Consider the following 23,397-nt stretch of genomic DNA (forward strand, 5'->3'; position numbering starts at 1 on the left):
CTCGATCATGGATAGATGGTGGGTCAGAGCAAGGTGCTGGAAGGGGCGCCTCCAGAACATTTTGCTCCCATGGCGCCTTATAGCGATCCACTGGGAAGAACGGTCCGCTCCGGAGGTCTGTTCCCTGGCCCTCTCATGATATCCCTGAGAAGGTCCCGCCACGCATCCAGTTCCTCGTCCATGCGGCCGGTTATCTTGACCATCTCCGCCACGTACTCGGTGTGGAACTTCTCCCTGAACTTATCCACCTCCGTATTCTCCTCTGCCGGAGGGTTCCAGCTCTCGAAGAGCAGTGAGGTCATGGCTACATCCGCCAGATAGTCCCCGCGCACCGCTCCTCCCCACCTGAATATTATGGGGCCGTCGATGGACACCAGGATGTTGTACGGCATGTACGCCATATGACAGGTCCAATCTCCACCTGGCATCCGCGCCAGCCTTTTCCGCAAGTTCTCCTTCCCGCCATCGTCCAGATCCTCCCGGTCGGATATCAGCTCGTTTAGTTGGTCCTTGATAGAGGGGAGCTCATGGATCTTGTGCATATAGATCTCGTGCTGCGTGTAGGCGAAGAAGAGCGCAAGTCTGTGGTGCCAGGTGGGGTTGTCGATTATCCACTTAGTGTACGTCGGACCCAACACCGTATCGAGCACCAGCCCCAGCCTTCCGTCGATCTCCTCAATATCGTGAACGAAGGGCGTTTCCATTCCATATTGCCTCATCAGCAGGATGGTGTCCCTCTCATTCTCTACCACAGAACGAGGGGTCCCCACCGGGAAGAGCATGGCCACCTTGTTACCGCCCACATCTCTTAGCTCGTAATCTCGTCCTTCCCAGAACATGATAGCACCTGAGTGACAGGGCCCGACTCGAGACCCTATTCAAGTGGTATGCACCGTAGCGCCCTTATGATTCCTCCGCATGAAAGTACACCGGGACCCATCATTCTGCTTACCTAGGTGTTATCCCCCATTTATCACGGAAACTTCTCAGCTGGAGCGTGATCATGATGAAGCGGTCCAGGGATTTTTAAGACAAAAATCCAGAGAACCGTGGGCATTATCTCGCCCTGGTTCACACATCCTCTTGCCGCCCTACTCCTCTAACCATGTCCTCGTCGTTCCCTTCACCTCCGCGCTGGAAGGGACGCCTCCAGACGGAAACCGCGCCTCCTACCAAGGCCGTCGCCGCGAGGGCCAGAAGGGCAATGGCTGCCATGGTGACCGCATCCAGAGATACCATCGGCGGGGCCCTCATGCCCTCCCCGCTTGAGGGGTCGTATGAGGAGTCCTGATAGGCCTCGCTCCATTGGGTGGAAGGACCTGAGAAGGCCGCAAGATAAATAACGACGATCATCGCCAACAAGCACACCAAGCTCGAAGATATCAGGATCACTATCTTCGTGCGGTCATTAGGATTGAGTATATCGCGGGACTTCCAGGTCAAGGCATAGTATATGAAGCCGTGGTCCTCGGTCCGTGAGACGAAGCCACCCTCCTCGAGCTTCTTGAGGTGGCGATGGACCGCGGCCTTGTCTATGCCCAGCAGATCAGCTAGTTGGGAAACGGTCCTGCGGTTGGTCTCCAGCGCTTTCAATATCTCCAGCCGAGTATCGGAGGCTAGGGCGAACAGGGAGCGCCGGTCTAGCTCCACCTTCATCGCATTACCCTGGAGGGAATGGACTTCCGGGGCCTTGAACCCTGGTGCCTCATGCCATCCTCGTGGCGTACCCGACATAGTAATCCTGCCCCTCGCTATAAGATAGAGAACTTAGAGAGGTAAGGGACGGGAGAGAGTTGGCCTTGACCGTGGTATCGGAGATCGTGTAAAGGACATCGTTTATGTACAGGGAGCGGGTGACCGTAGCATCTTTGTGGGTTATCGCCCCCACTTGATCTATCCCGCTCTCGCCGATCTCCAGGACCAATCCTACAGACCAAGGCCGCTGGTAGGTCCAGTACTCTACCCCTCCGGTGCTGGTGTAGAAGGTCACGGGGATGACCAGGAACTTTCTGACGGGATCGTAGAGCACCGCCCGGTGGTCGTATTGCGCAGCTGAGTAGGAGCAGCCCTCGACCAGATAGGTATCCACCTCCACCAAGTGCCCGGGGTCGCTTACGTTGTACAGGGAGACTTTCGCCGAACCGTTCTCGAAGCCTATGCCTAATAGGCCGAATTCCACCATCTGCAGGTAGGTCGAAGCCCCCGGTACCTTCAGCTCACCAAGCACCATAGGGTCGTCATCTGCCAGGTCGATAACGAATAGCGGGTCGACCTGCTTGAATGTCACCAGATAAAGTCGGTCGCCTAGGTAGCGGGAGGAATAGATGCTCTCTCCCGGAGCGATACCTTCGAGGGAGCCTATCTCCTTGAGGTCCATATCCAGGATGTGGACCTGATTGTCGGTCTCCCCGTCAGAGGTGGTGGTGGCCATGCGCAGCCTCCCGTCCCTCTCGTCCAGGGCGAACTGGTTGAGAGGCCCTCCCTCAACGGACCCCTGGGCGGCGAGGGTCATCCGGGTCCCGTCGACCGCGATCCGATAGACCGTGGTGGTGAGCGAGCCCTGTGCAGCAGTGAACAGGCTGGAGGAAGAACCCTCCCACCTTGGCATGGTGAGGTACAGGGAGGTGAGGGACATGTAGCACATCGAGGAGGGACTTGCCAGGGCCGTGAGGTTAGCCCTGCTCCCGTCGCCAACGTCTAAGGCCAGAACATTCACAAAAGAGGACACAGATGGGCAAGCAGGATCATAACAGACGGAGGTCGATGCCACGACCTCAGCGCCGCTATCGTTCAGGACCTGCGGTACGGCAATGCTATCTCCAGACCACACGCTCTGCTCAGTAAGAAGATATACGACGCTGCCCACCATCCTGGAGGATATCTGGAGACCGGTGATGCCACCTGATAACACCTTGGTGGGGTTGGAGGGATCGCTCACATCGTAGATCTGGATACATGTTCGAGAGGAATAGTAGGTGTAAAACTGATGTGATGAGAGGATATCCACTCCCGGAGATGAGCTGCCTGAAGGGGCGGTCGAGTACTCATATACGGAATATATGACCACCAGGCGATCCTCGTAGAGGTAGAGGCCCTGAACGCTAACATTGGCGCCGCTTCCGATCTCGACCTTGGAGATGTTCGATAAGGAAGGCTGGGTGGCCATCAGATGCACCTTGTTCTGTTCTGCCACGAACAGTGTCCTCCCGTCGGTCTTGACCAGGTCGCTCTCATCGACACCATCGACCTGCACGTTCGTCCGTGAATAGGAGCTAGATGCTGCCGTGTCCACCCCAATCATGGCTTCTTGCCGCCCCGAACCCTGCTCTTCGACGTGAGTGGTGATGAAATACCGCATCTCTGCGTCCGTTGTGAAGTGGGCAAGCTCGCTGGGTCGGACCGGCTGGCTCGAATAGGAGACCGCGAGACCGGACAACAGGAAGGCCGTCACTAAGGCTATTGACAGCACAGGCAGGGGTTTCATCGCCGTGAAATTCCCCGGCCTCCTATTAAACCCTCTTTTCTCGTTGACTAATTCGTCAACGAAGACCCCTCTCTATTTTGCTCTTGCAATACATGACAGATGATAGGCCAGAACTATGTCGCCTTATAATTTGAACAGACAATAATTATAAAAACCTGAGGTTCAAATAGGATTTCCCCGTGCGGCAGAGAATCAAAAAACTACTTACGTTGATGGTGTGCCTCAGCATGTCGGTCCCCATCTTGGGGATCCTCCCGACCTCGGTGGGGGCTGCCGAGACCCAGGTCATTCTCTCCGATGATTTCGAGGGACGGTTTCCCGGGGAGTGGTCGCGAGGCGACCGCAACGAAGCTTCAGACCAGGACTACTGGGGCACCACTCGATACACCTCCGTGTCCTCATCCCAATCCGTGTACTGTGCGGCCATAGGCGAGAACTCCCAGTACGATGGGGCCTCCAATGTCGACATCAAGGGTATAGGCGACCCCTTCTGGGCCTCCCCCTCCGACTATACTCTGAACTACGATACCAACATGGACTCCTATATGGCACGAGAGTTGGAAGCGGATGAAGGCTTAACATCAATGACACTGAGTTTCAGCTACTGGGCCATGACCGGAAGCTCCCAGACAAGCCTAGGTGATGATTATCTGTGGGTATCAGCGACGACCTCCATCGACCGCAGCCCAGACCTGACCGCCTTCAATGAGGTATGGAGGCAGACCGCATCCGATTCTTCAGGATGGAGATCGGTGACCGTCGAGCTGCCCCAAGGCACCACATGGATAAGCATAAATTTCCGCTCCGGCCCCGTGACCCCCGAGGGAGGTCCATACATCGGAGCGTACGTGGACGACGTCCAGGTGGAGGCCGAGGAGATGTCGGAGGTCTTCTCTCACATAACTGATCTCCCGGCATCCACCAACCAGACCTCCTTCTCCTTCTCCGTCGTCGTGGAAGGTGATGTGGACCAGTGGACGAAAGTTGAAATATATTACCGGATCAACGGGATCGGCGATTTTAAACAATACACCACCGCCTCCAATCCCATGGGCCGGTGGGAGGTGGGGACCATCACGTTCCATACGATGGGCAACGGTCAATACGAGCTGTTCTCCCGAGCGTACAATGGCCTGTGGAGCAGAGAGCCGATAAAGTCCTCTGCCGATGCCACCATAATCGTCGATACCGTCCCCCCGGCCGCTACCCATGCGATATCAGGCACATTGTCCAGTGGCGGCTGGTACTCCTCCGCGGTAAGAGTGTTCATAAACGCCACCGACGACAGAAGCGGGATCCTGTCCATCAGCTACCGCTGGGATGGTGGCCAGTGGGCCCAGTACCGTGGGCCAGTGACCATGGAGGAGGATGGTGACCATGTCCTGCAGTACTATGCCACCGACTATGCCGGGAACTCGCAAGCGGTGCGCACCGTCTCCAACATCCGGCTCGACCGCCTGGGACCCACGGTGACCTTCGAGGCCACCCAAGGGTGCAACTTCCCCCATGGAGATATCACCATAGGCTTCGATCTCTCAGACCTGGCCTCGGGCATCAGTAATATTGGATACAGCGTTGACGGGGGTATGGTCATATCCCTGCCGGGGTCCGTTCGCCAGATCACCTTGACGGGGCTAGGCGTGGGCTCTCACAGCATCGTGCTGACGGCGCGGGACGGGGTCGGCAATCCCTCCCAGACCCTGCTGCAGTTCACCGTGGGAGATGCGGCGGAGGACGATCCCGTGGTGGGAACGGCGCTGACAGTGGCTATGCTGGCAGTGATCGCCTTCCCCTTGGCGGGGGCTGCCATAATGCTCTCCCGACGCAAGAGCTAAGGTTCAGGGCCTCCGGCTAACGTAGGTGTCCCCTTTAAGAAGGAACCGCCATGGCCAGAGTGCCGCTTCCTTGGCGTACTCGACACCGATCCTTCTAGAGGTGACCACCTCGGCCTTCTCACCGCCCGCGGTGAAACGCAGATCACCCTTGACCATGTCCGCGCCGTTGTCCTCCCTCGTAAGTCCGTAGGCTATGCATAGTTTCGAGGGACCGGAACAGAGCTTCCTGCGTTCCGCCTCGTCAATGACGGGGATACCTCTCCGGGAGGCCATGATGTCCACCCCCTTAGATGGGCGCACCGCCCTCAGGAGGACGGCCTCCGGGGTACCCGGGGGACCGCAAACGACATTGAGGCAGTGGTACATCCCGTAAATGGGGTAGATATATGCGTGGGCGGGCGGGCCCCACATGACCTCGTTCCTGGCGGTCCTGCGTCCTCTGAACGTGTGTGCGGCAGGATCCTCCACTCCGCAGTATGCCTCGGTCTCCACTATCACCCCTGACACTGTACCTTCGGTCGACCTGCGGACCAGGTTCATGCCTATGAGGTCCCTGGCCACGTCCAGCGCGGATCGGGCGAAGAACTTCGGGGAGACCTTTCCATTCACGTCCCTAGGATGCACGAAGGTGCTCTTGGACCTTTCTTAAACAAGCCCAGGCCTTTGCTGGTATCGGTACCGATAATAGGACTCACCCCTGAAAGCTTAATAAATGGATGGCGAATCCCTGCGACGCCCAGCATGGATCGGTAAACTGGCTGGACTTTCAGCCTCTTAACATCCAAGGTAAGAAAATGATGGACCTTCTTTTAACGATACTGCTGTACGCCTTCCTAGGCGGCGCGATAAAGTATATCGATCAAGCCTATGACGAAAGTTCCTACTCCCTGCGGTCAGCGGGAACCCTGGCGGTGATGGCCGGGGTCTCCATGGGCTACCTAATGGCCCGGGACAGCCCGTTCTCCACCGCGTTCTTCGCGGCCATGCTGATATCCCTGGTCCTGGCGCGAAAGATAGACAACCAGGCGTTCGCCCTCGGGACCGCTCTGGCCGTGGCCTCGCTGCTGGCATTCTACCCTAGCAGTACTGTTAGCTGGACCTTGGTCCCGCTGGCGCTCTTCCTGGTGGCCGGTTTCGTCGACGAGGTCGCCGATGGGCTGGTGGACAAGTACCGCATTGAGGGCTTCCTGCAGCTGTTCATGAACTACCGTCCGTTCAGCGACTTCGCCCTCTTCGGTATGATGCTGGCAGGGATGTTCCCATGGGCGTACCTATTGCCGTACTTTGGTTTCACCTTATCCTACATGTTCGTGGAAAGGTGCTCCGAGAAGGAACATTCCTTCACCGATGGGGTCTCCTGGATAAAGCACAGGGTGTTGAGGCGGGCCAACTAGTCCTTTCCGCTGATGTACTGGCAGTAACCATAGGAGATGGGGCCCTTCCGGGTGGTCTCACAGGGGAAGTCCTGGCACCGGAAGCATAGGTCCACTCCCCTGCGGGATGCACAGGTGCAGATCTCACAGAAGGGGTTCTCCCTCGGGACGCATCCTTCTTGGCCGTTGGGACACTTCCCCGCCGTCCGCCGGGGACAGGCCTCGCAACCCACTCCACATACGCCTATTATCATCTACTCTCCTCCTCCATATATGGTCTGTCCCGGATGCGGTCCAAGACGTTATTCTTACGTGCCGCACGGTCCCATGCCCGATTCGCCCTGGTATTGTGGAGGAACGGAGGGACGATGTTACGACCCAATAGATCTATGGCCTCCTGCGGGACGGCCTTGCCTTCGGCCAGAGCCAACACCGCCTGGTCGAGGGCTTTTCTCACATTCCTGGCCACACCTCCTGCCTCCTCCAGACCGTGACCTGCAAGGACGTTGCCTCCTCCCAGCGACAGCCCGCCCCTCCACTCCCATCCTATATCTCGTGCGAACAGACGGCAGATCGACAGCGAGGGACTGTTGTTCCCCGATCTGACATAGCCGCAGTTCTCTATGGCTAGGAGGTCACCCCCCTTCCTGATGCGGCTGTGCATGGTCTCCATAGCCCTGATCACAGCCGCGGGCGGGGAATCAAAGTATGTGGGGAAGGAGAGGATCATGAGGTCCGACCGTTCCGCTAAGGCCAGCAGATCGGTTAGCCCTTCTGATGTGGTAACGGCCCTGCACATGTCCAATTCTTCCACCGCCCATCCCCTGCTCCGAAGGCCCTCGAGCGCGTACGATCCCATGGCACGGGACGTGGACCTGCTCCCCCTGGGGCTTCCGTTCAACAACGCCGCCCTCATGGTGTGATACCCGCCTCCAGGAAGGCCTCCCTGACCGCCACGGAGGCCATCTCCGGACGCTCGTTGGAGAACACCAGGGCCGTGGCCCAGGCGGTCGCACGGAAGTTCAGCGCGTTCATCTTAGAGAGCTCGCGATAGGTGGTCTGGGCCTCGTGATCGCGCTGGGGCAGAAGTCCCACAAACACCATCCGCCGGGCCAAGTCATAGCGGCGGGGATGCCTAGTATCTCGGCCACATCTCTCCAGGTACGGAAGCATGCAGCCGAGCAAGCGGTCCAAGGCCTTCTTCAGCTGGGAGGAGTGCCCTCCAAAGGTCACCGGGGTCAACAGAACTATCACTTGAGAGTTGACGAAGGAGCGCATGACCTCATTGGCATCATCGTCTATGATGCACTGTCCGGGTGTCCGCACCCAGCAGTCGAAGCATCCCCGGCACTGCCCTATTCGCTTTTCCTTCAATCTAACGGTCTCCACCTGAAGGCCGATCTCCTGGAGGTGCGACTTGGAAGCATCAACGGCAGGCCTCATCTCATCACTAATGGAACCGTCCAACAGGAGCGCGCGAACCCAAAACCCTCCATCCCCTTCATGCCAGGGAGAGGATAAAGTAGATTCCCTGTGACTTGACGCGACTCGATGCTAAAATTTAAGAATAGTTCGATGATGGTGGGACGATGTCGTTCTCCAACAGAGGGGTGTCCAACTCCGCCCTCAAGCGGGTATATAACGTATGGCGCATGGCCGCCCTGTTCCTGAACTTCGGGGGTTTGCTCTCCTTCCTGCTGGCCCTCGAGATGACAGACATTACTAAGCCGCTGATGGTCCTTTCCGTCGTCCTACTGTGGTTGGCGGTGGTGGTATCCCGCAAGTATGTTAAGATGGAGCAAGGGAAGACCTTCGAGCCGGTGGCCAAGTACTCTTACTATATCAGCCTGTTCCTGGCCCTGGTCATATCCGTCCTTGCGGCCATCACCATCATCCGTTGGTAGAGCGGGGAGATGCAAGGGGTCCTATAGCATAGCATAGGGACTGGTGATGACATCCTGCCTCGTCCGTTCAACGACATCGGATGTTCGTTGAGGAGGATAAGAGGATCAACTTTGACCGTGGAGGTGGCACATGCCGGAACTACCTGAGGTGGAGACGTTCAGACGTTACATCGATCGCACCTCGATGTGTCGCCTCATAGCGAAGATCGAAGTGAAGCATCCCCTCATCATCCGCCCTTTACAGGCCGAAGAGGTGATCACCGCGGGGGAAGGGTCGGCGTTCCTATCTTCCTACAGGCATGGAAAGAACCTGTTCCTGGAGCTGAGCCGAGGGGGGTGGCTGACGTGGCACTTCGGCATGACCGGGGAGCCGGTGTTCTTTAAGAGAATGAACGATGAGCCCCGCTACGACCGTCTCCTCTTCACCTTTGAGAACGGTTACCTCGCGTTCAGCGACCCTCGGATGCTGGGAAGGATAGGGTTGACCTCCTCGCCAGATGAGTATGTAAGGAAGAAAGGTCTGGGGCCAGATGTCCTAATGCTGACCAGGAAAGATTTCGTCAAAATATTGGAACGCTCCAAAGGGGCTGCCAAGAATGTGCTCATGGACCAGCATAAGATGGCGGGAGTGGGCAACCTATACTCCGACGAGGCGCTGTTCCAGTCAGGGATCGATCCTCGAGCCCCGGTACAGTTCCTGGAAAGAGCCGATATGGAGCGTCTCTATCATAATGTGCGCAAGGTGCTACGCCGCTCCATCGAGCGCAAAGGTGACCTCTCAAAGTTGCCTCGAACATACCTTCTGCGGCACCGCTTCCGCGGAGGGTTGTGCCCGAACTGTGGCGGCGATCTGCTCTCCATGACTCTCGGCGGCAGAACCTCCTTTTACTGTCCACGCTGCCAGCGGGAGGACGGGGATTGAGGGTGGAGATCCTGGGAACAAGGGCGCACGTCGATGTCAGCGCCCCCGGTCACGCCCTTCATTCTGGGATACTTATTGACGATGTTCTTTTCGACCTCGGCGAGCGGGAGTACCTGGAGAGGCGGCCAAAGGCCATCTTCATCACCCATTTTCATGAGGACCACGCCTTCTTCGTCAACGAGGATGTGGACCTCTGCGTCCCTATCTATGGCCCCCAAGCATGGTCCGGTCTCCCCATCAGGGTGATGAGGGGGCCAGTCGATGTCAACGGTATGACGGTATCGCCCATACCTACTAACCACAGCGCAGGGCTGCGCTCGTGCGCTTACCTTGCGGAGAAGGACCTAGGGCGGGTGCTGTACACAGGGGACCTGTACTCTTTCCCTGAACGATACCGGGACCGCATCCCCGATGTCGACCTGGCCATCATTGAGGGCAGCTTTATCCGGAGGGGCGGCCTGGTCAGAAGGGACCCGATCACCGGCCGCAGCCACGGACACGCCGGCATACCTGATCTGGTGGATCTCCTGGCCCCATTATCGAGGAGGATCGTCGTCACCCACCTAGGCAGCTGGTTCTACAACGATATTCCTGCATCCATCCAGCAGATAGAACGGCTGGGCGGGGAGGTCAGGGTGACGGTGGCAGAGGACGGGATGACCCTGGATGTAACCGTTGACCATGACATCTGAGAACCTCTTGATTTTTTACTTTGATCACAGGTCGCGTCTCAGCACCACCGATGGGTCCTTGAGCCCGGAGCCGGTGATCATCAGGACCGTTCTTGCATCCGGCCATGGTTCCAGATACGGTAGGGCCGCCATGGAGGCGGCGGCGGCCGGTTCTGCGAATATTCCCTCCTGGCCCAGAACCTTGATGGCCTGGATGAGCTGATGGTCGGTCACGGTGATCCCGTAACCCCCGGAGCGGTTCATGGACTCGATGGCCGACCTGCCATTGAACGGGACCTTGACCAATATCGCTGAGGCAATGGTGCTCACATCTCCCGGGGTGCGCAGCTCCGTCCCGTCCCTCCACGCCTCCACGATGGGCGCTACCACCGCGGACTGGACGGCGATCATCTGAGGCACCCTATCGCTCACCCCTAGGGACCGCAGCTCTTCGAACCCCTTGTGGATGGCGGTGAGGAGGCCGCCCGTTCCCGTGGGGACCACGACCCTATCGGGTACCCCCATCTGCTCGAATACCTCGAAGGCGATGGTCTTTAGCCCCTCGATGAAGTAAGGGTTCAGACCGCTTGACGCCAGGTACACTCCCTTCTCGGTCTCCTCCAGAGACCTCTTAACCGCCTGAGCGAAGCCGCCCGGCACTGGCACCAGCTCCGCACCATAAGCGGTGATCTGGGCGACCTTCTCCGGCGGTATCCCTTCAGGAATGAATATGCGGGTGGCCATGTTCGCGTACGCGGAGTAGGCCGCCACACTGGCGCCCATGTTGCCAGTGGAGGCTACGGTCGTGCTCTTGAACCCTTGGTTATAGGCGTCGGAGATGACGACCGAGCTGCCTCGGTCCTTGAAGGACCCTGTGGGGTTGTCGCCCTCGAACTTGAGGAACACCTCCTCCTTGCTATCGCGGCGTCGGACGAGGGGCGTACCCCCCTCAGATAAGGAAATGGAGCGGGATACTGGAAGCATGGAGCTGTACCTCCAGAGCCCCACCCCCTCCGGTTCCCACGCCAGTGGGTAGTCGACTGCGAGCAGGACCGAGCCGCATTTGGAGCATGTGTGACGGAACTCGCTGTACTCGGTGCCACAAACGGTACAACGGAACATGGTGGTAAGTAAGGGCGGGGCCGATATATCACAAAGAGGTAGGCGCCTGCCTTCTCCAAAAAAATTAAGCCCTACAGGTTGGTATCGTGTGGAATGCTCTCAGAAACTGAGTTCATCTGTGGGGGAGTGGAGCTCATCGACAGCATCAGGGAGATGTGGCATCAGCTCAACAAGCATGCCTCCAAGCGTTCCCCTTTCTTCTCTGAGCATTTCTCTGAGAGGACCTTCCAGCTGCGCAAGGAGGAGATGGTCTCCAAGGCCAAATCCTGCCGCTTGCGCATCGAGATAGCCCGGGACACCATGGCATCCAGGGACCTGGGCTACTGTGCTAGCAGCATAGATTATTTTGGAAATGGAGAGATAGAATCCCTCTTCGTGGACGACGAGGCCCGAAGACGGGGTGTGGGGGATGCGCTGATGCGACGTACCCTGGAGTGGATGAGGCAACAGGGGGCCAGGAGCACGGTGGTGTTCACGGTTTACGGGGACGAGTCAATCTTCTCGTTCTATGCCCGCTATGGTTTCCGACCGAAGATGGTCATGCTTGAGAGCAGCTTTGATCAGTCCCATACAGAGCAACCTTGATATGCAATACGGTCCCACCAACTCTACATCGCTGAGTTAGGGTTCTGCTTCCACCGGCTTGTCAGGCAGGGGCAAGGATGGCAGGATCTATGGTCCAAGATCTTGCGGTGAAACGATGAAGGATATCAAAGACAGCATCATACTGGTTACTGGTTCGACCGACGGGATCGGAAAGCTGACCGCAAAAGGATTGGCCGCCAAAGGGGCCACGGTGTTGCTGCACGGCCGGAACCCCCAGAAGGGTGAGGCGGCCCTTAGAGAGCTGCAAGGGGCGGTCCATGGTGGGAGGTTTCAATATTACAACGCAGACCTGTCCTCGTTCGCCGAGGTCACGAAGCTGGCCGATATGGTGTCTAACGAACATTCCCGGCTTGATGTGCTCGTGAACAATGCGGGCATAGGTGAGGGGGAGCAAGGGCACCAGATCAGGGAGACCAGCATAGATGGCTTTGAGCTGAGATTTGCGGTGAACTATCTGGCCCCCTTTCTTCTCACTCGCATCCTCATCCCCCTGCTGCGTCGGTCGGCGCCTTCCGCCATCGTGAACGTTTCCTCCATGAGCCAGAGACAGATCGACTTCCATGATCTGATGTTGGAGCGCCATTATGACCCTCAGGCCGCGTATGGGCAGAGCAAGCTCGCCCTGATCATGATGACGATGGACCTGGCCGAGGAGCTCAAAGATGATAGCATAACAGTAAACGCAGTGCACCCAGGCAACCTGCTGAACACCAAGATGGTCAGGGAGGCCTTTGGACATGGCTGGGGTGACCCACAGGAAGGGGCGGACGCGGTCATCAAAACCGTGACCTCTTCTCTGAGGGAAGGCGTGACCGGGCGGTTCTTCGCCCAGGGGCATGAGGCCACCGCTCATCCCCAGGCCTACGATCTCCATGCCAGGAACATGCTTCGGGAGCTAAGCTTAAGGTTCACCAGGATGTTCTATAAGCGACCGTGATCTGAGCGTCATTTATGAACGAATGAGAAGGGTTAGAAAGAATAAGATAAGGTCGGACCTAGGCTCAGTCTCTGTCCATGATGAACAACAATTTCGGACCTAGGTCGTAGCGGAAGTTTACTTTCCCGCCCTTGAACCGCCGATCCTGTCCAGGTCCCCCGAACACATCATCAAGGTTGGGTCGATCGGCGTGACCAGCGGTTGGGCAGCAGGTCCCCCTGACGAGCTCATCAATGCTCAAGATCTAGCCCATCGACCCGGAATCCTGATATCACATCGCATGCCCGCTTTTGGCTCAGGTTACATTGCTTTTAAACCAACTAGTCTGTTCCATATATAAAGAAAAGGTCTTTTCTATAAACATAAGATATTTATCCCGATGAACGCGAATATTCAATGCTCATGCCTAATCGGGCATGAAGAGTGATTTGAAAATCAGTAGGTGAGGGATTACCTTGCCCGACTGGTAAGCAAGAGGAGGTCTAAAATGGCAGAGAAAGGAATGTTCGCTTCGGTGATCGGCCTCATTCTCGGTACGGTCATTGGCATAGTGTTGAGCATTATTTACTTCGTGATAACGTTGTTCGTCGTCAAGGCAGCGGCGGACATAGTGTTCGCGGAGAACCTGGGGACCGATATGGCGGTCCTGGCAGCGGCCCTGATCACCGTGGGATCGATGCTAGGCGGGTCCGGGATGCGGAGAACCGTCGAGTGATCTTGCCCTGGCGATTCCTTCCGAAGGGCACATGAGCTCTACTGGTCGAGTCAACCGATAAGGCCAGTAACCCGCATCCTAGGTGATGCTCGTGCCGTGAGGGAGGATTGAACTGGCATGAAAAAACGCCTTCACATCATTTTTTATCGATTGTTCAGCGATGTGTTAGGAAGCGGGCCCGGGGGGATTCGAACCCCCGTCATCGGCTTCGAAGGCCGAAAGGATAATCCAGGCTACCCCACGAGCCCCGAGCGGGAGCCTTACGACCCTCGCTGTCCCCGCCGAGGCTATTCCGGGATATAATTGTATTCCTGAGATGTCTGACCTCTTATCAGAGCGGGAGACCGACCTCTAGAGATATCCGAAAGTTAGTTCATCGCAGACTTGAGGGCTCATTGCACCTTCAATAAAGCTTGTTCCTCATCCTGTGATATTGGGATAGGGAGCCTAGGAAGGTATTAAACCGGAAATGGAGAATCACCGAAGCATGAAAAGGGTCACCATGGGCGATGGCGCAGGCGGAGAGCTCATGCACGAGCTGTTGTCCTTGCACATCATCCCGTTCCTGCCACAGTTCCCGGTCGAGGTGCCGCTACGATCTTTCGACGACTCCGCTGTCGTCGATGATGTGGTGTTCACCACCGACGCTCACACCGTAAAGCCGCTGTTCTTCCCCGGGGGGGACATTGGCTCCCTCTCGGTGAGCGGTACGGTCAATGACATAGCGGTCATGGGGGCGACCCCTCTAGCCTTATCTTTGGCCGTGGTCCTGGCGGAAGGTCTGGAGATAGATGATCTGGAACGTGTAATGAAGTCCGTGGGAAAATGCTCGGAACAGGCCAACGTACCGGTGGTGACAGGAGACACCAAGGTGGTGGAGTCTGGGGCCTTGGATGGTATGATCGTGACCACATCGGCCATCGGAAAGCGGAGCAGGTTCCTGGACAACAATCTCAAGGTGGCCCGTGATCATCGTCCAGTAACGTCGAACTGGCTTACGGACGACAACATTCAGGAGGGGGACGTCATCATCGTGACAGGGACTCTGGGCGACCATGGCATATCCCTGCTGTCCTTCCGCGAAGGGTATGGCTTCGAGACCGATGTGAAGAGCGATGTCGCGCCTCTTAACCACCTAATCGAGGAGGTGCTCAAGGTAGGAGGCGCGGTGAGCATGAAGGACCCCACGAGGGGCGGGTTCGCCAACGCCATCAATGAGTGGTCCTCCAAGTCCGGCATCGGCATCGAGATAGAGGAGGCCGATGTTCCCATATCCGAGCCTGTCCAGAACGCCTGTGAACTTCTGGGGCTGGACCCCATGAGCATCGGCAACGAGGGGAAGGCCATCATCGGATGCGTACCCAGCATGGCCGAGGAGGTCCTCGAGGCGATAAGGTCCCATCCTCTAGGCAGGAACGCTGCCATCGTGGGAAAGGCGACTCGAAAGTACCAGAGAGTGGTACTTCACACCGAGGTGGGCGGGCATCGCATATTGGAGCCGCCGGTAGGCGATCCTGTTCCCCGCATCTGTTGATCACAGCATGGACTCGATCCAATAGCAGAGAAGGAACGCGGCCACACCGGCCACGGCCATCCTGCCTCCCTGGGCGATGGGGTTCCGGCCACCGGAACGGCCCATGGCTGCTCCCACCACGAACAATATGGAGATGGCGAGTCCAAGGCTGATGAACGCAGCGAGCTGGATGTCGTTGTCTCCCACCATGAGGAAGGGCGTGAGGGTGATGGCACCGGATATGACGGGGGCGGTGAAGTTGACCGCAGCCAATAGCAGGATCGTCAATTTCGAGATGCGGTGAAGGTGCGTGTCCTCTAATGACGTCAGCATGGCGCGCTCCATATCACGCATCTTGATCGATTGTTCCATGGTCTCGGCCTCGAACACGCTTATTCCGGTCGATATGCCGAGGGCCACGCTGCTGGTGACAATCGTCACTATAACCGTTCTCAGACTGGGTTCGCTGGAGAATGCTGAAGCTATGAGGATACCTAGAATGACGAACGTGGAGTCGAACATCGTGTTGACGAAGAAACGACGCAAGGTAGGCCCCGTCTCCGGCTCATCCAGCACGGCACGGATCTTGCTCCTGAAGCTCTCATTGTTCAAATCTTGTACCGCGAGAACTAATGGTATGGTCGTTTATGACGCTTTCGCCATGTTGAGGCCGGTCCGATCATTGGTCACCGATCAGATGTCTGGCAGCCGGAAAGGGTGAGGCGACAATGATTGGCCAATTTTTTAATATGCCCTCTTCATTCAGACTCACGCACGGGCTCATGGTCTAGCGGTTATGACGTTGCCCTTACACGGCGAAGGTCGCCGGTTCAAATCCGGCTGAGCCCACTCTTCTTTTACATTCATCATTGACCATCAATCATTGGCTATAGGTGACAGAGCATGACCACCTTTTCTGTCCAGCATTTACCTGACGCCAACAAAATGCCCTTTTCACTACGTTCCATCTAAAAATATTTAATCTGGATGCCGATTTGAGTCGATAATGTCGAAGATCAAGGTGCTGGCGGTCGATGATGAGCCGTACCTGCTCGACCTCACCAAGATCTTTCTTGAGAACGATCCACGTATCATCGTGGACCTGGCAGGCTCAGGCCAGGAAGCCCTGTCTCTGGTGGGGACCACCTTCTATGACTGTTTGATCTCTGACTACCAGATGCCGACCATGGACGGCCTGGAACTGCTCAAAGCCCTGAGATCGAGCGGATGGGACGTACCGTTCATCCTGTTCACAGGGAAGGGTAGGGAGGATGTGGCGGTCAACGCTCTGAACCTGGGGGCGAGCTTCTATCTTCAGAAGGGCGGAGGGGTGGAGGCCCAGTTCACCGAACTGGCCAACATGGTCAGGAGGTCGGCGGAGATCTATCGCTCCAAGAGAGAGCTGGAAGAGAGCGAGAACCGATTCCGTAATCTTTTGCAACAATCCTCCGACTTCATCCTCATAATCGATTCCGAAGGCTTCATCAACTACTGTTCGTCCTCGGTCAAGCGCATCTTGGGCTGCTGTGAAGAGGAGATGCTGGGCAAGAACGTTTTCGACCTCATACATCCCGGCGATGTCGAGGAGATGAGGGCTAGGCTGGATCATGTGAAGAGGAACGAGAGGAGGGGTGACCCTGTGGAGTTCCGCATGCTGACGGCGAGCGGGGAATGCTCTCCCATGGAGGCTGTGGGTTCCAACATGTTGAACGTTCCCAGCGTCGAGGGCCTGGTGATCACCGTTCGACCGATCACGGAGAGGAAGAAGGCCGAGAATGACCTTCGGGAGAGCGAGGAGACCTACAGGACCCTCTTCGAGCAAAGCCCGTTTCCCATCGCCCTGTGCGCCTTGGACGGAACCTTCGTGGACGTGAACGAGAAGTACCTCCAGATCGCCGGAACGAAGAAAGAGAGCATAATGGGCAAGGGAGCAATGGAACTGGGCTATGTTGGCCCGAAGGATTTCCATATCATCTCGGAGGCGTTCCTTGACGGCGAGGGGGTCATAGACCAGCATCCCGTGGATATCGGGAGCCCGGGAGGAGAGGTCCTGAAAATGCTTCTGTCCTCGAGGCTGATAAAGTACAGGGGCGAACCACACATCATCAACGTCCTCAACGATGTAACGGACCTGATAAGGGCCCAAGAGGCCCTGGAGCTGAAGAACGAGGAGCTCAATGAGGAAAGGAACAGGCTCCAGATGATCACCGATCAGAGCCCGGGAGTGGTATACCAGTTGTTCTTAAAGGACGACATACCCAGGTTCATCTTCGTGAGCAAAGGTGCGGAGCTGTTCGTGGACGTGCCCACCGATAAGTGGCTGAACGACCCATCGTGGATGTTCGATAGGATGCTCCCCGAGGAGCGTGATCGGTTCCTCGAGGCCATGCGCATATCGGAAAGGTCAGGGCAGACGTGCCGCCACGAGTTCCTACTGAGAGACTTCGACGGCACCGTACGATGGATCTTGAACACCTCCTCTATGTCCCAGAAAAGGGATGGCGGGACGGTGTGGACCGGCACCCTAACGGACATCACCGAACGCAAACGGAGCGAGGATGCGGTGAAACAGGTGAACCGCCAGCTCTCCCTGATGTCCAGCATCACCCGTCATGATTGTCTAAACAAGATCGTTGCCACCGAGGGATATATCGATCTGGCGACCAAGGGCATCGAGGACGATGCCACCATCGACCTTCTGGACAAGGCGCAGCGTTCCATTGAGGCTATTCGTTCGGAGATGGACCTGACACACGACCTTCAGGAGCTGAGCGACCACGATGCCCAATGGGTCCGCATCAGGGACACCATCCCGGAGATGGTCTCGCAGCATCCTGTCAGGATTCCGGAGGCCCTCCATCAGCTGGAGGTCTTCTCCAACCCTATGCTCCCCAAGGTCTTCATCAACCTGGTGGACAATTCTCTCCGTCACGGCGTAAATGCCACCGACCTGTGGATAGAGTATGCCGAGGCCCCCGAAGGCCTGACCATCGCCTTCAACGACAATGGCGTGGGCATACCGCCAACGGATAAGGAGAGGATATTCTATCGCGGGTACGGTAAGAACACCGGCCTGGGCTTGTTCCTGGTAAGGGAGGTGCTCAAGTTAACGAACATCTCCATCATCGAGAACGGCTCAGAAGGGCAGGGGGCGCGTTTTGAGCTGAAGGTTCCGCCTGGCTCTTACCGCTTCACGGACCTGCAGTAAGAAGCGTCAGATATCTCTATCCTCATCGATACTTTCTCTGTTTTTTGCGCGTGCTGCATCCCGCCACCGGGAGAGAGCGACGTAGGCGATGAACAGGACGGCTGCAGTTAGCAGGATAGCGATGTCCCATCCCTCCAGGCTTTCGGCGAAGCTCATCCAGTATTGGCCGAGCATATAGCCCACGGACACCAGTACGGTGTTCCACACCGTTGCCCCCAGGAATGTGAATAGGGCGAACCGCTTCAGCTCCATCCGAGATATGCCCGCGGGGAAGGATATGATGGAGCGTATCCCGGGCACCGCATGGCCTATGAGGATGCCATAGGACCCCCAGCGCGCGAACCAGGCCTCGGCCTTGTCCATGCTCTCGGCCTTCATCCCCAGGTAGCGGCCGTAGCGGTCCAGGAGGGGCCTGCCCAGCTTGCGACCCAGGTAATAGGCTATGATGGAGCCGCACATCGCCCCCAGAGAACCGACCACTATCACGGCCACAAGATTAAGCGTCCCGGTGAAGCAGAGGTATCCCGCGAAGGGCATTATCAGTTCGCTGGGTATGGGGGTGAGAACACCCTCGATCAGCATGGCCAGGAAAATCCCGAGGTAACCGGTGGATGTTATTAGGTCCAATATGATGTTGCTAATGACGGCCACTATGCTGATGTACCCCGCCTCCTTCCACGGTACGAAGAAGGAGGATAATATTAGGGTTTTCCCTGCAATGCGGCCTGTCGCAAGCCTCTTGAACGAGTGAGGCATTACCGGGAACGTTTCCCATGGTCGATTTCCGCCCCTTCCGTGGCGTCCTGCCGAGACTAAGCACCGATGAAGATATCTCTGACCGTATTTCCCCTCCGTATGACATCATCTCCGAGGAGGAACAGGCTCGCCTGCAGTCCAAGCCCTACAACATCACCAGGATAACACTGGGGGCGAAGGACGGTAAGTACGACGAAGCAGCCCGGACGCTGGACTCCTGGCTAGCCACCGGCAAGCTTTTCCAGGATGATGTGGAGTGCTACTACCTATACCGGCAGAGCTTCCAGGATAAGGGCGGCATGCTGACGAGGAACGGGATCATCGGTGTGCTCCGGTCCGAGGGCTACGAAGCCGGGAACATCATCCCCCATGAGGAGACGTTCCCCAAGGTGAAGGAGGACCGCCTGAACCTCTTACGGTCCACGGAGACTCATTGTGAGTCCATCTTCGGCCTCTACGACCGCTCCGACCTCGACATGGGGAGCATCGCCCGGAACGCTACAAAGCTCAACGAATGCAAAGATCCATCGGGCACCGTACATGAGCTGTTCCGCATCTCTGACAGGTCAACGGTCGACAACATCAGGAAGATCATGAAGGACAAGAAGATCCTCATCGCCGATGGTCACCACCGTTACGAGACCTCTTACAAGTATTCCCAGGAGAACCCCCAGGAGGAGAAAAAGAGCTATGTCTTGTGCACCATGGTATCCTCCCAGGACACAGGGATGTTCGTCCGCCCCACCCACCGCCTGATAAAGAACCTAAAGTTCCAGGAGGAGAAGCTCCTTGAAGCCATGGGCAAGCACTTTTCGCTGCGGCAGGTGAAGGACCAGGCCGCGGCCGAGGCCGCCCTGGAGGTCGCCACGGTGCCCACCTTCGGGCTCCTCTTCCCCAGTGGAAAGGTAGTAGTGGCAGAGTTCGTCGCTCCCCGTGGAGACATTCTCTGGACCATCGACACCTACGTGTGCCAAGAGGTCATCCTCAAGGACATCCTGTACCAGCTTCCTAAGGGCAACGAACTTGTCATCGAATATGATCATGACCTCGCATCCGTGGCGAAGAAGGTGAAAGCCGGAGGTACCGACCTGACCATCCTGGTGCGCGCGCCCCCCCTGGACGAGGTGTGGTCGGTAGCCCAGGCCGGCCGCAAGATGCCCAAGAAGACCACCTACTTCTGGCCGAAGGTGTGGTCCGGGTTCGTCCTGTATCGCATGAAGTAATATCTAAGTTGATATTATTATAAAAAGCGATATCTATATGTACCTGACGCTCCCAAATATATTCGCGAACGCTCAGGACTACATGGAACAGGGAGGATGACCTTGACCCACCGCACGGAGATGATCCATCAGAAGAAGAGGGATGCCCTCTTGATCTTCCTCTGTATAGGTCTGATCTTGATCATGTTCATACTGGTTCCAGGTACTATCTGAACGCTCGCAAGCCTCCTCCATTCTTTTTTTTTCTTTTTTTATGATATAAAAACTCATCAAGACCTACAAAATTTGAAACAAAGTGCCGTCGGACCCTACAGTTCTTTTGAAACATAATGGGAACGAAGGACTCCACACCGGGACGGCATCGAGCGGCCGCCATCAACAGGAGGCATGATCTCTATAGGCGGTCATCCTCGTCATCGTCGTCCATGGCTCGCCGTGACCGCCTCTGCAGGTCCTCCATGCCCTTCCACGATCTGGCCGGAGGGGCCTTGGCCTTAGGCTTATGGCGGCGGAATGTGAAGATGAGGAGGGCGCAGAGCACTGCCGCGACGGCAGCGACCACACCGTAAATGGCCAGGGGATTGGATGGCTTCACGGAGATCGTCTCCAGATTGACGGACCCCCCAGCCACGACCTCCACGGTCCTGGTCGTGGAATCCCACCCCATCTTACTGAAGGTGATATTATTGGGGCCGGCAGGCGCAGTAAGGGTGAAGGCGCCTGAGCTATCGGTGACCACGCTCGCTCCACTGTCGAGAGCGACCTTCACTCCCGATACCGGTTTCCCCTCCGCGTCGGTTATGACGCCGGAGATGGTGCCGAGGTTGGTGGTGGTGAAGCTCCAGGAGCTGGCGATCACATTGCCCACCGCATCGCTGGCGTTGAGAACGACGGCATATGTGGCCCCATGGGCCAGGGGCGAGGAAGGTGTGAACCTCAGGAGAGTTCCCTCCCACTGCTTTGTGCCGTCGACCCCCGGCACGATGATGGTGGTCGCGAGGGGGTCCATCGACTTGGTAAAGTTGACCTCGATAACCGCGTCCACAGCGACATCCCCGCCTTCAGGTGAACGCTCGATGATCGCTGGGACCTCGGTGTCCACAAGGAACGTGACCTCGTCGGAGGCGGTGTTATTGGCGACATCGATGGCCACTATGCGCACGGTATGGTGTCCCTTGGAGTAGCTGCTGCTAATGTGGTTCTCCCCGGGAACGGCCGTGGTGAGCTTCACCCCATCCACCCAGATCTGGTAACCGACCAGGTTGTTGCCTGCATCAGAACCGCTCCATGAAACGGTGACCCCAGTGTGGTTGAAACCTGCGTTATCGCTCGGATCGGTAATGGTCACCGTGGGGATGGTGGTATCGATGTTTAGATTGATCACGGAGGAAGTGGTCCTGCCGCCCCGGTCATGGGCGACCACCGTGATATTGTGCTGCCCGTTGGTAACGCTGCTGAAGGTGTTGGAAGTCCGGGAGTAGGAGATGGGAGTCAACCACGGCTGGCTGTCCATCCGTACATCGTAATAGGCGATGCCCACCGCGCTGTAGGCTTGCCAGGTGACCGTCACCTCGGATATGTTGAGGTAATCGCCGTTGTTCGGGGAAACTATCTGCAGGGTCGGGGGAGTGGTGTCGATATAGAATACGACAGAGCTCTCGGCGGAAGAGCCCACCTCGTTTATCACCCATACGGTCACTGTATGACGACCATCAGAGAGGCCGGTGAGGTTGACCCAGGTGAGAGATGTAGACAGGGCGTTGGCATTGTCAAGGTAGACCAGGGTCTCGGTGATATTATAAGATTCATCGTACGCCTCCCAGGTGATGTTGGCATACGGGGTCAAGAGATATGGGGTGGGTGTGGATTGCGGCGAGGTGATGTTCAGTTGCAAGGACCCGGAGCTGACCAGAGGGGCAGCCGTCGCCGTACTTCCCAGCACTACTGAACCGCTCAATAAAACAAGTGCTACCAGTATCAACCCTAACGCACGTCCCATCCCAAATCCCACCTTCACGGCTAGAGTTGGGCGCCAATCTTGCTTCGTGGTATTAAAAGTAAGCTTGTAAAAATTGAGAATGATATGGAGCCACTGGAGGGAATTGAACCCTCGACCTACGCCTTACCAAGGCGTCGCTATACCACTAAGCCACAGTGGCGGATGGAGACCATCAATTCGATAGTTGTTAATATAGGTTTCGACCCCGACCGGCGATCACGGGCCGGAGCTCATCCAGCCATGGGTGTGGACAGAATGCCAAGCGATTCGTAGCTGTACACATCTATACCCATGCGCCCTTTTCGGAGCAACCTTTCCTTGACACTGAGGAAGGCATCGTTGGGAACTATCACCGCCACGTAAAGACCCTCGTCAGCTGCGAAGCTGTACTCTTCCACCGCATCCTCGCGGGACCAGCTCAAATCGGACTCCACGAACTCGGCCCCTATGGGGAGAAGATCATAAGTAACGGTGATGACCCCGCGGTTATCGGGTGCTATGAGCTCATAGTCCGTCTCGAGCTCATCATCGTCCTCCTCGATCTGCTCGATGCGCTGAAGGATCACATCCTCGATGTCGATCAACGTACCTCCCCACATCCGAGCGGCTATAATTATTCTTCCCGTAACGATGGGGGACGGGCATTGCGGCCTTGTACTATTGACCGTCCCTCCGGACGGGTTTCTCCAGGAACACGAAGCTCAGGGTGTCGCTGTACCTCTCGACCTTGAAAGGGGTGTACCCCAGGGAGCGGTAGAAGGGTCGGGTGCTCTCGTGGTCCTCCCTTGTGAAGAGCTCGTACCGTTGGATATCATGAAAACGGCCCTCGACCTCGTGCATCAGAGACCTCCCGATCCCCTTCCTCCAGTGATCGGGGTGAACCACCATGCGACCGATGTGGCATGTGCCGCCGATCGCCTTGGCCCTGACCGAGCCGACTATAACGCCGTCCTCTACATACTTCAGGAAAACGTTGGTGGCCAGCTCCTCCCGAAGTTCCTCCAGGGTTTGGGTCATGGGCTTGATGGAGGGGTCCTTAACGTGCTCGGCCTCCTCCTTGAAGGCGGCGCGTTGCAGCTCCAGTATGTAGGGGAGGTCGGCCTCGGTCACATCTTCTATCATGCTTCGA

The 23,397-nt window shown here is 57.0% G+C and carries 25 protein-coding genes and 3 tRNA genes; 12 read left to right on the forward strand and 16 right to left on the reverse strand.

Features of this window, described 5'->3' with window-relative positions:
- Positions 1-77: 77 nt before the first annotated feature.
- The 3 genes from GXX95_11225 to GXX95_11235 form a co-directional block, all read right to left on the reverse strand.
- Entirely contained in the window at positions 78-839 is a 762-nt protein-coding gene (locus GXX95_11225; GenBank protein ID NLT38707.1) for a hypothetical protein, read from the reverse strand.
- A gap of 232 nt (positions 840-1,071) precedes the next feature.
- A complete protein-coding gene (locus GXX95_11230; GenBank protein ID NLT38708.1) occupies positions 1,072-1,656 on the reverse strand; it encodes a winged helix-turn-helix transcriptional regulator in 585 nt (194 codons plus the stop codon).
- A gap of 49 nt (positions 1,657-1,705) precedes the next feature.
- Complete coding sequence (locus GXX95_11235) at positions 1,706-3,484, reverse strand: hypothetical protein (protein NLT38709.1); 1,779 nt, start codon at positions 3,482-3,484, stop codon at positions 1,706-1,708.
- Between the two features lie 227 nt (positions 3,485-3,711).
- Here GXX95_11235 and GXX95_11240 point away from each other — a divergent pair, with 227 nt between their 5' ends.
- Positions 3,712-5,319, forward strand: a complete 1,608-nt coding sequence (locus GXX95_11240) for a hypothetical protein (protein NLT38710.1) — start codon at positions 3,712-3,714, stop codon at positions 5,317-5,319.
- Positions 5,320-5,322: 3 nt separating this feature from the next.
- Here the strand turns inward: GXX95_11240 and GXX95_11245 are convergent, their stop codons facing one another.
- A complete protein-coding gene (locus tag GXX95_11245; GenBank protein ID NLT38711.1) occupies positions 5,323-5,928 on the reverse strand; it encodes a DNA-3-methyladenine glycosylase in 606 nt (201 codons plus the stop codon).
- Positions 5,929-6,113: 185 nt separating this feature from the next.
- On the opposite strand from GXX95_11245, the gene GXX95_11250 reads away from it, so the two are divergent.
- Positions 6,114-6,713, forward strand: a complete 600-nt coding sequence (locus GXX95_11250) for a hypothetical protein (GenBank protein NLT38712.1) — start codon at positions 6,114-6,116, stop codon at positions 6,711-6,713.
- On the opposite strand, the gene GXX95_11255 is transcribed toward GXX95_11250, so the two are convergent.
- The 3 genes from GXX95_11255 to GXX95_11265 are packed head-to-tail and all read right to left on the reverse strand — an operon-like array spanning position 6,710 to position 8,135.
- Positions 6,710-6,946 carry a DUF3795 domain-containing protein gene (locus GXX95_11255; GenBank protein ID NLT38713.1) on the reverse strand — a complete coding sequence of 79 codons (237 nt, stop codon included), beginning with the start codon at positions 6,944-6,946 and terminating at the stop codon, positions 6,710-6,712. The genes GXX95_11250 and GXX95_11255 overlap by 4 nt on opposite strands.
- A complete protein-coding gene (locus tag GXX95_11260; protein NLT38714.1) occupies positions 6,943-7,596 on the reverse strand; it encodes an NAD(P)H-dependent oxidoreductase in 654 nt (217 codons plus the stop codon). Before GXX95_11260 ends, GXX95_11255 begins: the two co-directional genes overlap by 4 nt.
- An 8-nt stretch (positions 7,597-7,604) precedes the next feature.
- A complete protein-coding gene (locus GXX95_11265) occupies positions 7,605-8,135 on the reverse strand; it encodes a flavodoxin family protein (GenBank protein ID NLT38715.1) in 531 nt (176 codons plus the stop codon).
- A 146-nt stretch (positions 8,136-8,281) separates the two neighbouring features.
- Between GXX95_11265 and GXX95_11270 the strand changes: the two genes are divergently transcribed.
- The 3 genes from GXX95_11270 to GXX95_11280 all read left to right on the forward strand — a co-directional run bounded on the left by GXX95_11270 (position 8,282) and on the right by GXX95_11280 (position 10,210).
- Complete coding sequence (locus GXX95_11270) at positions 8,282-8,596, forward strand: hypothetical protein (protein ID NLT38716.1); 315 nt, start codon at positions 8,282-8,284, stop codon at positions 8,594-8,596.
- A 130-nt stretch (positions 8,597-8,726) separates the two neighbouring features.
- The gene (locus tag GXX95_11275) at positions 8,727-9,518 is read left to right on the forward strand and encodes an Fpg/Nei family DNA glycosylase (protein ID NLT38717.1); all 792 of its coding nucleotides are present in this window, start codon (positions 8,727-8,729) and stop codon (positions 9,516-9,518) included.
- Positions 9,515-10,210, forward strand: a complete 696-nt coding sequence (locus GXX95_11280; protein ID NLT38718.1) for an MBL fold metallo-hydrolase — start codon at positions 9,515-9,517, stop codon at positions 10,208-10,210. Before GXX95_11275 ends, GXX95_11280 begins: the two co-directional genes overlap by 4 nt.
- Before the next feature lie 24 nt (positions 10,211-10,234).
- Here the strand turns inward: GXX95_11280 and thrC are convergent, their stop codons facing one another.
- The gene (gene thrC, locus GXX95_11285; protein ID NLT38719.1) at positions 10,235-11,311 is read right to left on the reverse strand and encodes a threonine synthase; all 1,077 of its coding nucleotides are present in this window, start codon (positions 11,309-11,311) and stop codon (positions 10,235-10,237) included.
- A gap of 93 nt (positions 11,312-11,404) precedes the next feature.
- On the opposite strand from thrC, the gene GXX95_11290 reads away from it, so the two are divergent.
- Together GXX95_11290 and GXX95_11295 are read left to right on the forward strand one after the other, a co-directional pair.
- A complete protein-coding gene (locus tag GXX95_11290; GenBank protein NLT38720.1) occupies positions 11,405-11,896 on the forward strand; it encodes a GNAT family N-acetyltransferase in 492 nt (163 codons plus the stop codon).
- A gap of 115 nt (positions 11,897-12,011) precedes the next feature.
- Positions 12,012-12,854 (forward strand): SDR family NAD(P)-dependent oxidoreductase, encoded by an 843-nt coding sequence (locus GXX95_11295; protein ID NLT38721.1) that lies wholly within the window; start codon positions 12,012-12,014, stop codon positions 12,852-12,854.
- A gap of 64 nt (positions 12,855-12,918) precedes the next feature.
- Here the strand turns inward: GXX95_11295 and GXX95_11300 are convergent, their stop codons facing one another.
- Complete coding sequence (locus tag GXX95_11300; protein NLT38722.1) at positions 12,919-13,095, reverse strand: hypothetical protein; 177 nt, start codon at positions 13,093-13,095, stop codon at positions 12,919-12,921.
- A gap of 246 nt (positions 13,096-13,341) precedes the next feature.
- On the opposite strand from GXX95_11300, the gene GXX95_11305 reads away from it, so the two are divergent.
- Positions 13,342-13,569 (forward strand): hypothetical protein, encoded by a 228-nt coding sequence (locus tag GXX95_11305; GenBank protein ID NLT38723.1) that lies wholly within the window; start codon positions 13,342-13,344, stop codon positions 13,567-13,569.
- Between the two features lie 173 nt (positions 13,570-13,742).
- On the opposite strand, the gene GXX95_11310 is transcribed toward GXX95_11305, so the two are convergent.
- Positions 13,743-13,817: transfer RNA gene (locus GXX95_11310), tRNA-Arg, on the reverse strand.
- 239 nt (positions 13,818-14,056) lie between these two features.
- Between GXX95_11310 and hypE the strand changes: the two genes are divergently transcribed.
- Positions 14,057-15,103 carry a hydrogenase expression/formation protein HypE gene (hypE, locus tag GXX95_11315; GenBank protein NLT38724.1) on the forward strand — a complete coding sequence of 349 codons (1,047 nt, stop codon included), beginning with the start codon at positions 14,057-14,059 and terminating at the stop codon, positions 15,101-15,103.
- On the opposite strand, the gene GXX95_11320 is transcribed toward hypE, so the two are convergent.
- The gene (locus tag GXX95_11320) at positions 15,104-15,694 is read right to left on the reverse strand and encodes a hypothetical protein (protein ID NLT38725.1); all 591 of its coding nucleotides are present in this window, start codon (positions 15,692-15,694) and stop codon (positions 15,104-15,106) included. It lies immediately after the preceding gene.
- Positions 15,695-15,858: 164 nt separating this feature from the next.
- Here GXX95_11320 and GXX95_11325 point away from each other — a divergent pair.
- Positions 15,859-15,931: transfer RNA gene (locus GXX95_11325), tRNA-Val, on the forward strand.
- 157 nt (positions 15,932-16,088) lie between these two features.
- On the forward strand, positions 16,089-18,290 hold the full coding sequence (locus GXX95_11330) for a PAS domain S-box protein (GenBank protein NLT38726.1): 2,202 nt from the start codon (positions 16,089-16,091) through the stop codon (positions 18,288-18,290).
- A gap of 6 nt (positions 18,291-18,296) precedes the next feature.
- Here the strand turns inward: GXX95_11330 and GXX95_11335 are convergent, their stop codons facing one another.
- Entirely contained in the window at positions 18,297-19,046 is a 750-nt protein-coding gene (locus tag GXX95_11335; GenBank protein NLT38727.1) for a DedA family protein, read from the reverse strand.
- A gap of 17 nt (positions 19,047-19,063) precedes the next feature.
- On the opposite strand from GXX95_11335, the gene GXX95_11340 reads away from it, so the two are divergent.
- Complete coding sequence (locus tag GXX95_11340; protein NLT38728.1) at positions 19,064-20,269, forward strand: DUF1015 domain-containing protein; 1,206 nt, start codon at positions 19,064-19,066, stop codon at positions 20,267-20,269.
- 394 nt (positions 20,270-20,663) lie between these two features.
- Here GXX95_11340 and GXX95_11345 read toward each other — a convergent pair whose 3' ends face one another.
- The 4 genes from GXX95_11345 to GXX95_11360 form a co-directional block, all read right to left on the reverse strand.
- Positions 20,664-22,268, reverse strand: coding sequence for a hypothetical protein (locus tag GXX95_11345; protein ID NLT38729.1), 1,605 nt, complete (start codon positions 22,266-22,268; stop codon positions 20,664-20,666).
- A gap of 85 nt (positions 22,269-22,353) precedes the next feature.
- Positions 22,354-22,428, reverse strand: a tRNA-Thr gene (locus GXX95_11350).
- Positions 22,429-22,498: 70 nt separating this feature from the next.
- Positions 22,499-22,852 carry a hypothetical protein gene (locus tag GXX95_11355; GenBank protein NLT38730.1) on the reverse strand — a complete coding sequence of 118 codons (354 nt, stop codon included), beginning with the start codon at positions 22,850-22,852 and terminating at the stop codon, positions 22,499-22,501.
- A gap of 73 nt (positions 22,853-22,925) precedes the next feature.
- On the reverse strand, positions 22,926-23,387 hold the full coding sequence (locus tag GXX95_11360) for a GNAT family N-acetyltransferase (GenBank protein NLT38731.1): 462 nt from the start codon (positions 23,385-23,387) through the stop codon (positions 22,926-22,928).
- Positions 23,388-23,397 lie beyond the last annotated feature (10 nt).

The sequence above is a fragment of the Methanomassiliicoccus sp. genome, assembly GCA_012719175.1.
GTDB lineage: Archaea > Thermoplasmatota > Thermoplasmata > Methanomassiliicoccales > Methanomassiliicoccaceae > UBA6.

Bases quoted from the DNA above. Each gene is read 5' to 3' on its own strand.
- GXX95_11225 (NLT38707.1), bottom strand. From the start codon at position 839: ATGTTCTGGGAAGGACGAGATTACGAGCTAAGAGATGTGGGCGGTAAC.
- GXX95_11230 (NLT38708.1), bottom strand. From the start codon at position 1,656: ATGAAGGTGGAGCTAGACCGGCGCTCCCTGTTCGCCCTAGCCTCCGAT.
- GXX95_11235 (NLT38709.1), bottom strand. From the start codon at position 3,484: ATGAAACCCCTGCCTGTGCTGTCAATAGCCTTAGTGACGGCCTTCCTG.
- GXX95_11240 (NLT38710.1), top strand. From the start codon at position 3,712: ATGTCGGTCCCCATCTTGGGGATCCTCCCGACCTCGGTGGGGGCTGCC.
- GXX95_11250 (NLT38712.1), top strand. From the start codon at position 6,114: ATGATGGACCTTCTTTTAACGATACTGCTGTACGCCTTCCTAGGCGGC.
- GXX95_11255 (NLT38713.1), bottom strand. From the start codon at position 6,946: ATGATAATAGGCGTATGTGGAGTGGGTTGCGAGGCCTGTCCCCGGCGG.
- GXX95_11265 (NLT38715.1), bottom strand. From the start codon at position 8,135: ATGAGGCCTGCCGTTGATGCTTCCAAGTCGCACCTCCAGGAGATCGGC.
- GXX95_11270 (NLT38716.1), top strand. From the start codon at position 8,282: ATGTCGTTCTCCAACAGAGGGGTGTCCAACTCCGCCCTCAAGCGGGTA.
- GXX95_11275 (NLT38717.1), top strand. From the start codon at position 8,727: ATGCCGGAACTACCTGAGGTGGAGACGTTCAGACGTTACATCGATCGC.
- thrC (NLT38719.1), bottom strand. From the start codon at position 11,311: ATGTTCCGTTGTACCGTTTGTGGCACCGAGTACAGCGAGTTCCGTCAC.
- GXX95_11290 (NLT38720.1), top strand. From the start codon at position 11,405: ATGCTCTCAGAAACTGAGTTCATCTGTGGGGGAGTGGAGCTCATCGAC.
- GXX95_11295 (NLT38721.1), top strand. From the start codon at position 12,012: ATGAAGGATATCAAAGACAGCATCATACTGGTTACTGGTTCGACCGAC.
- GXX95_11305 (NLT38723.1), top strand. From the start codon at position 13,342: ATGGCAGAGAAAGGAATGTTCGCTTCGGTGATCGGCCTCATTCTCGGT.
- hypE (NLT38724.1), top strand. From the start codon at position 14,057: ATGAAAAGGGTCACCATGGGCGATGGCGCAGGCGGAGAGCTCATGCAC.
- GXX95_11330 (NLT38726.1), top strand. From the start codon at position 16,089: ATGTCGAAGATCAAGGTGCTGGCGGTCGATGATGAGCCGTACCTGCTC.
- GXX95_11335 (NLT38727.1), bottom strand. From the start codon at position 19,046: ATGCCTCACTCGTTCAAGAGGCTTGCGACAGGCCGCATTGCAGGGAAA.
- GXX95_11340 (NLT38728.1), top strand. From the start codon at position 19,064: ATGGTCGATTTCCGCCCCTTCCGTGGCGTCCTGCCGAGACTAAGCACC.
- GXX95_11345 (NLT38729.1), bottom strand. From the start codon at position 22,268: ATGGGACGTGCGTTAGGGTTGATACTGGTAGCACTTGTTTTATTGAGC.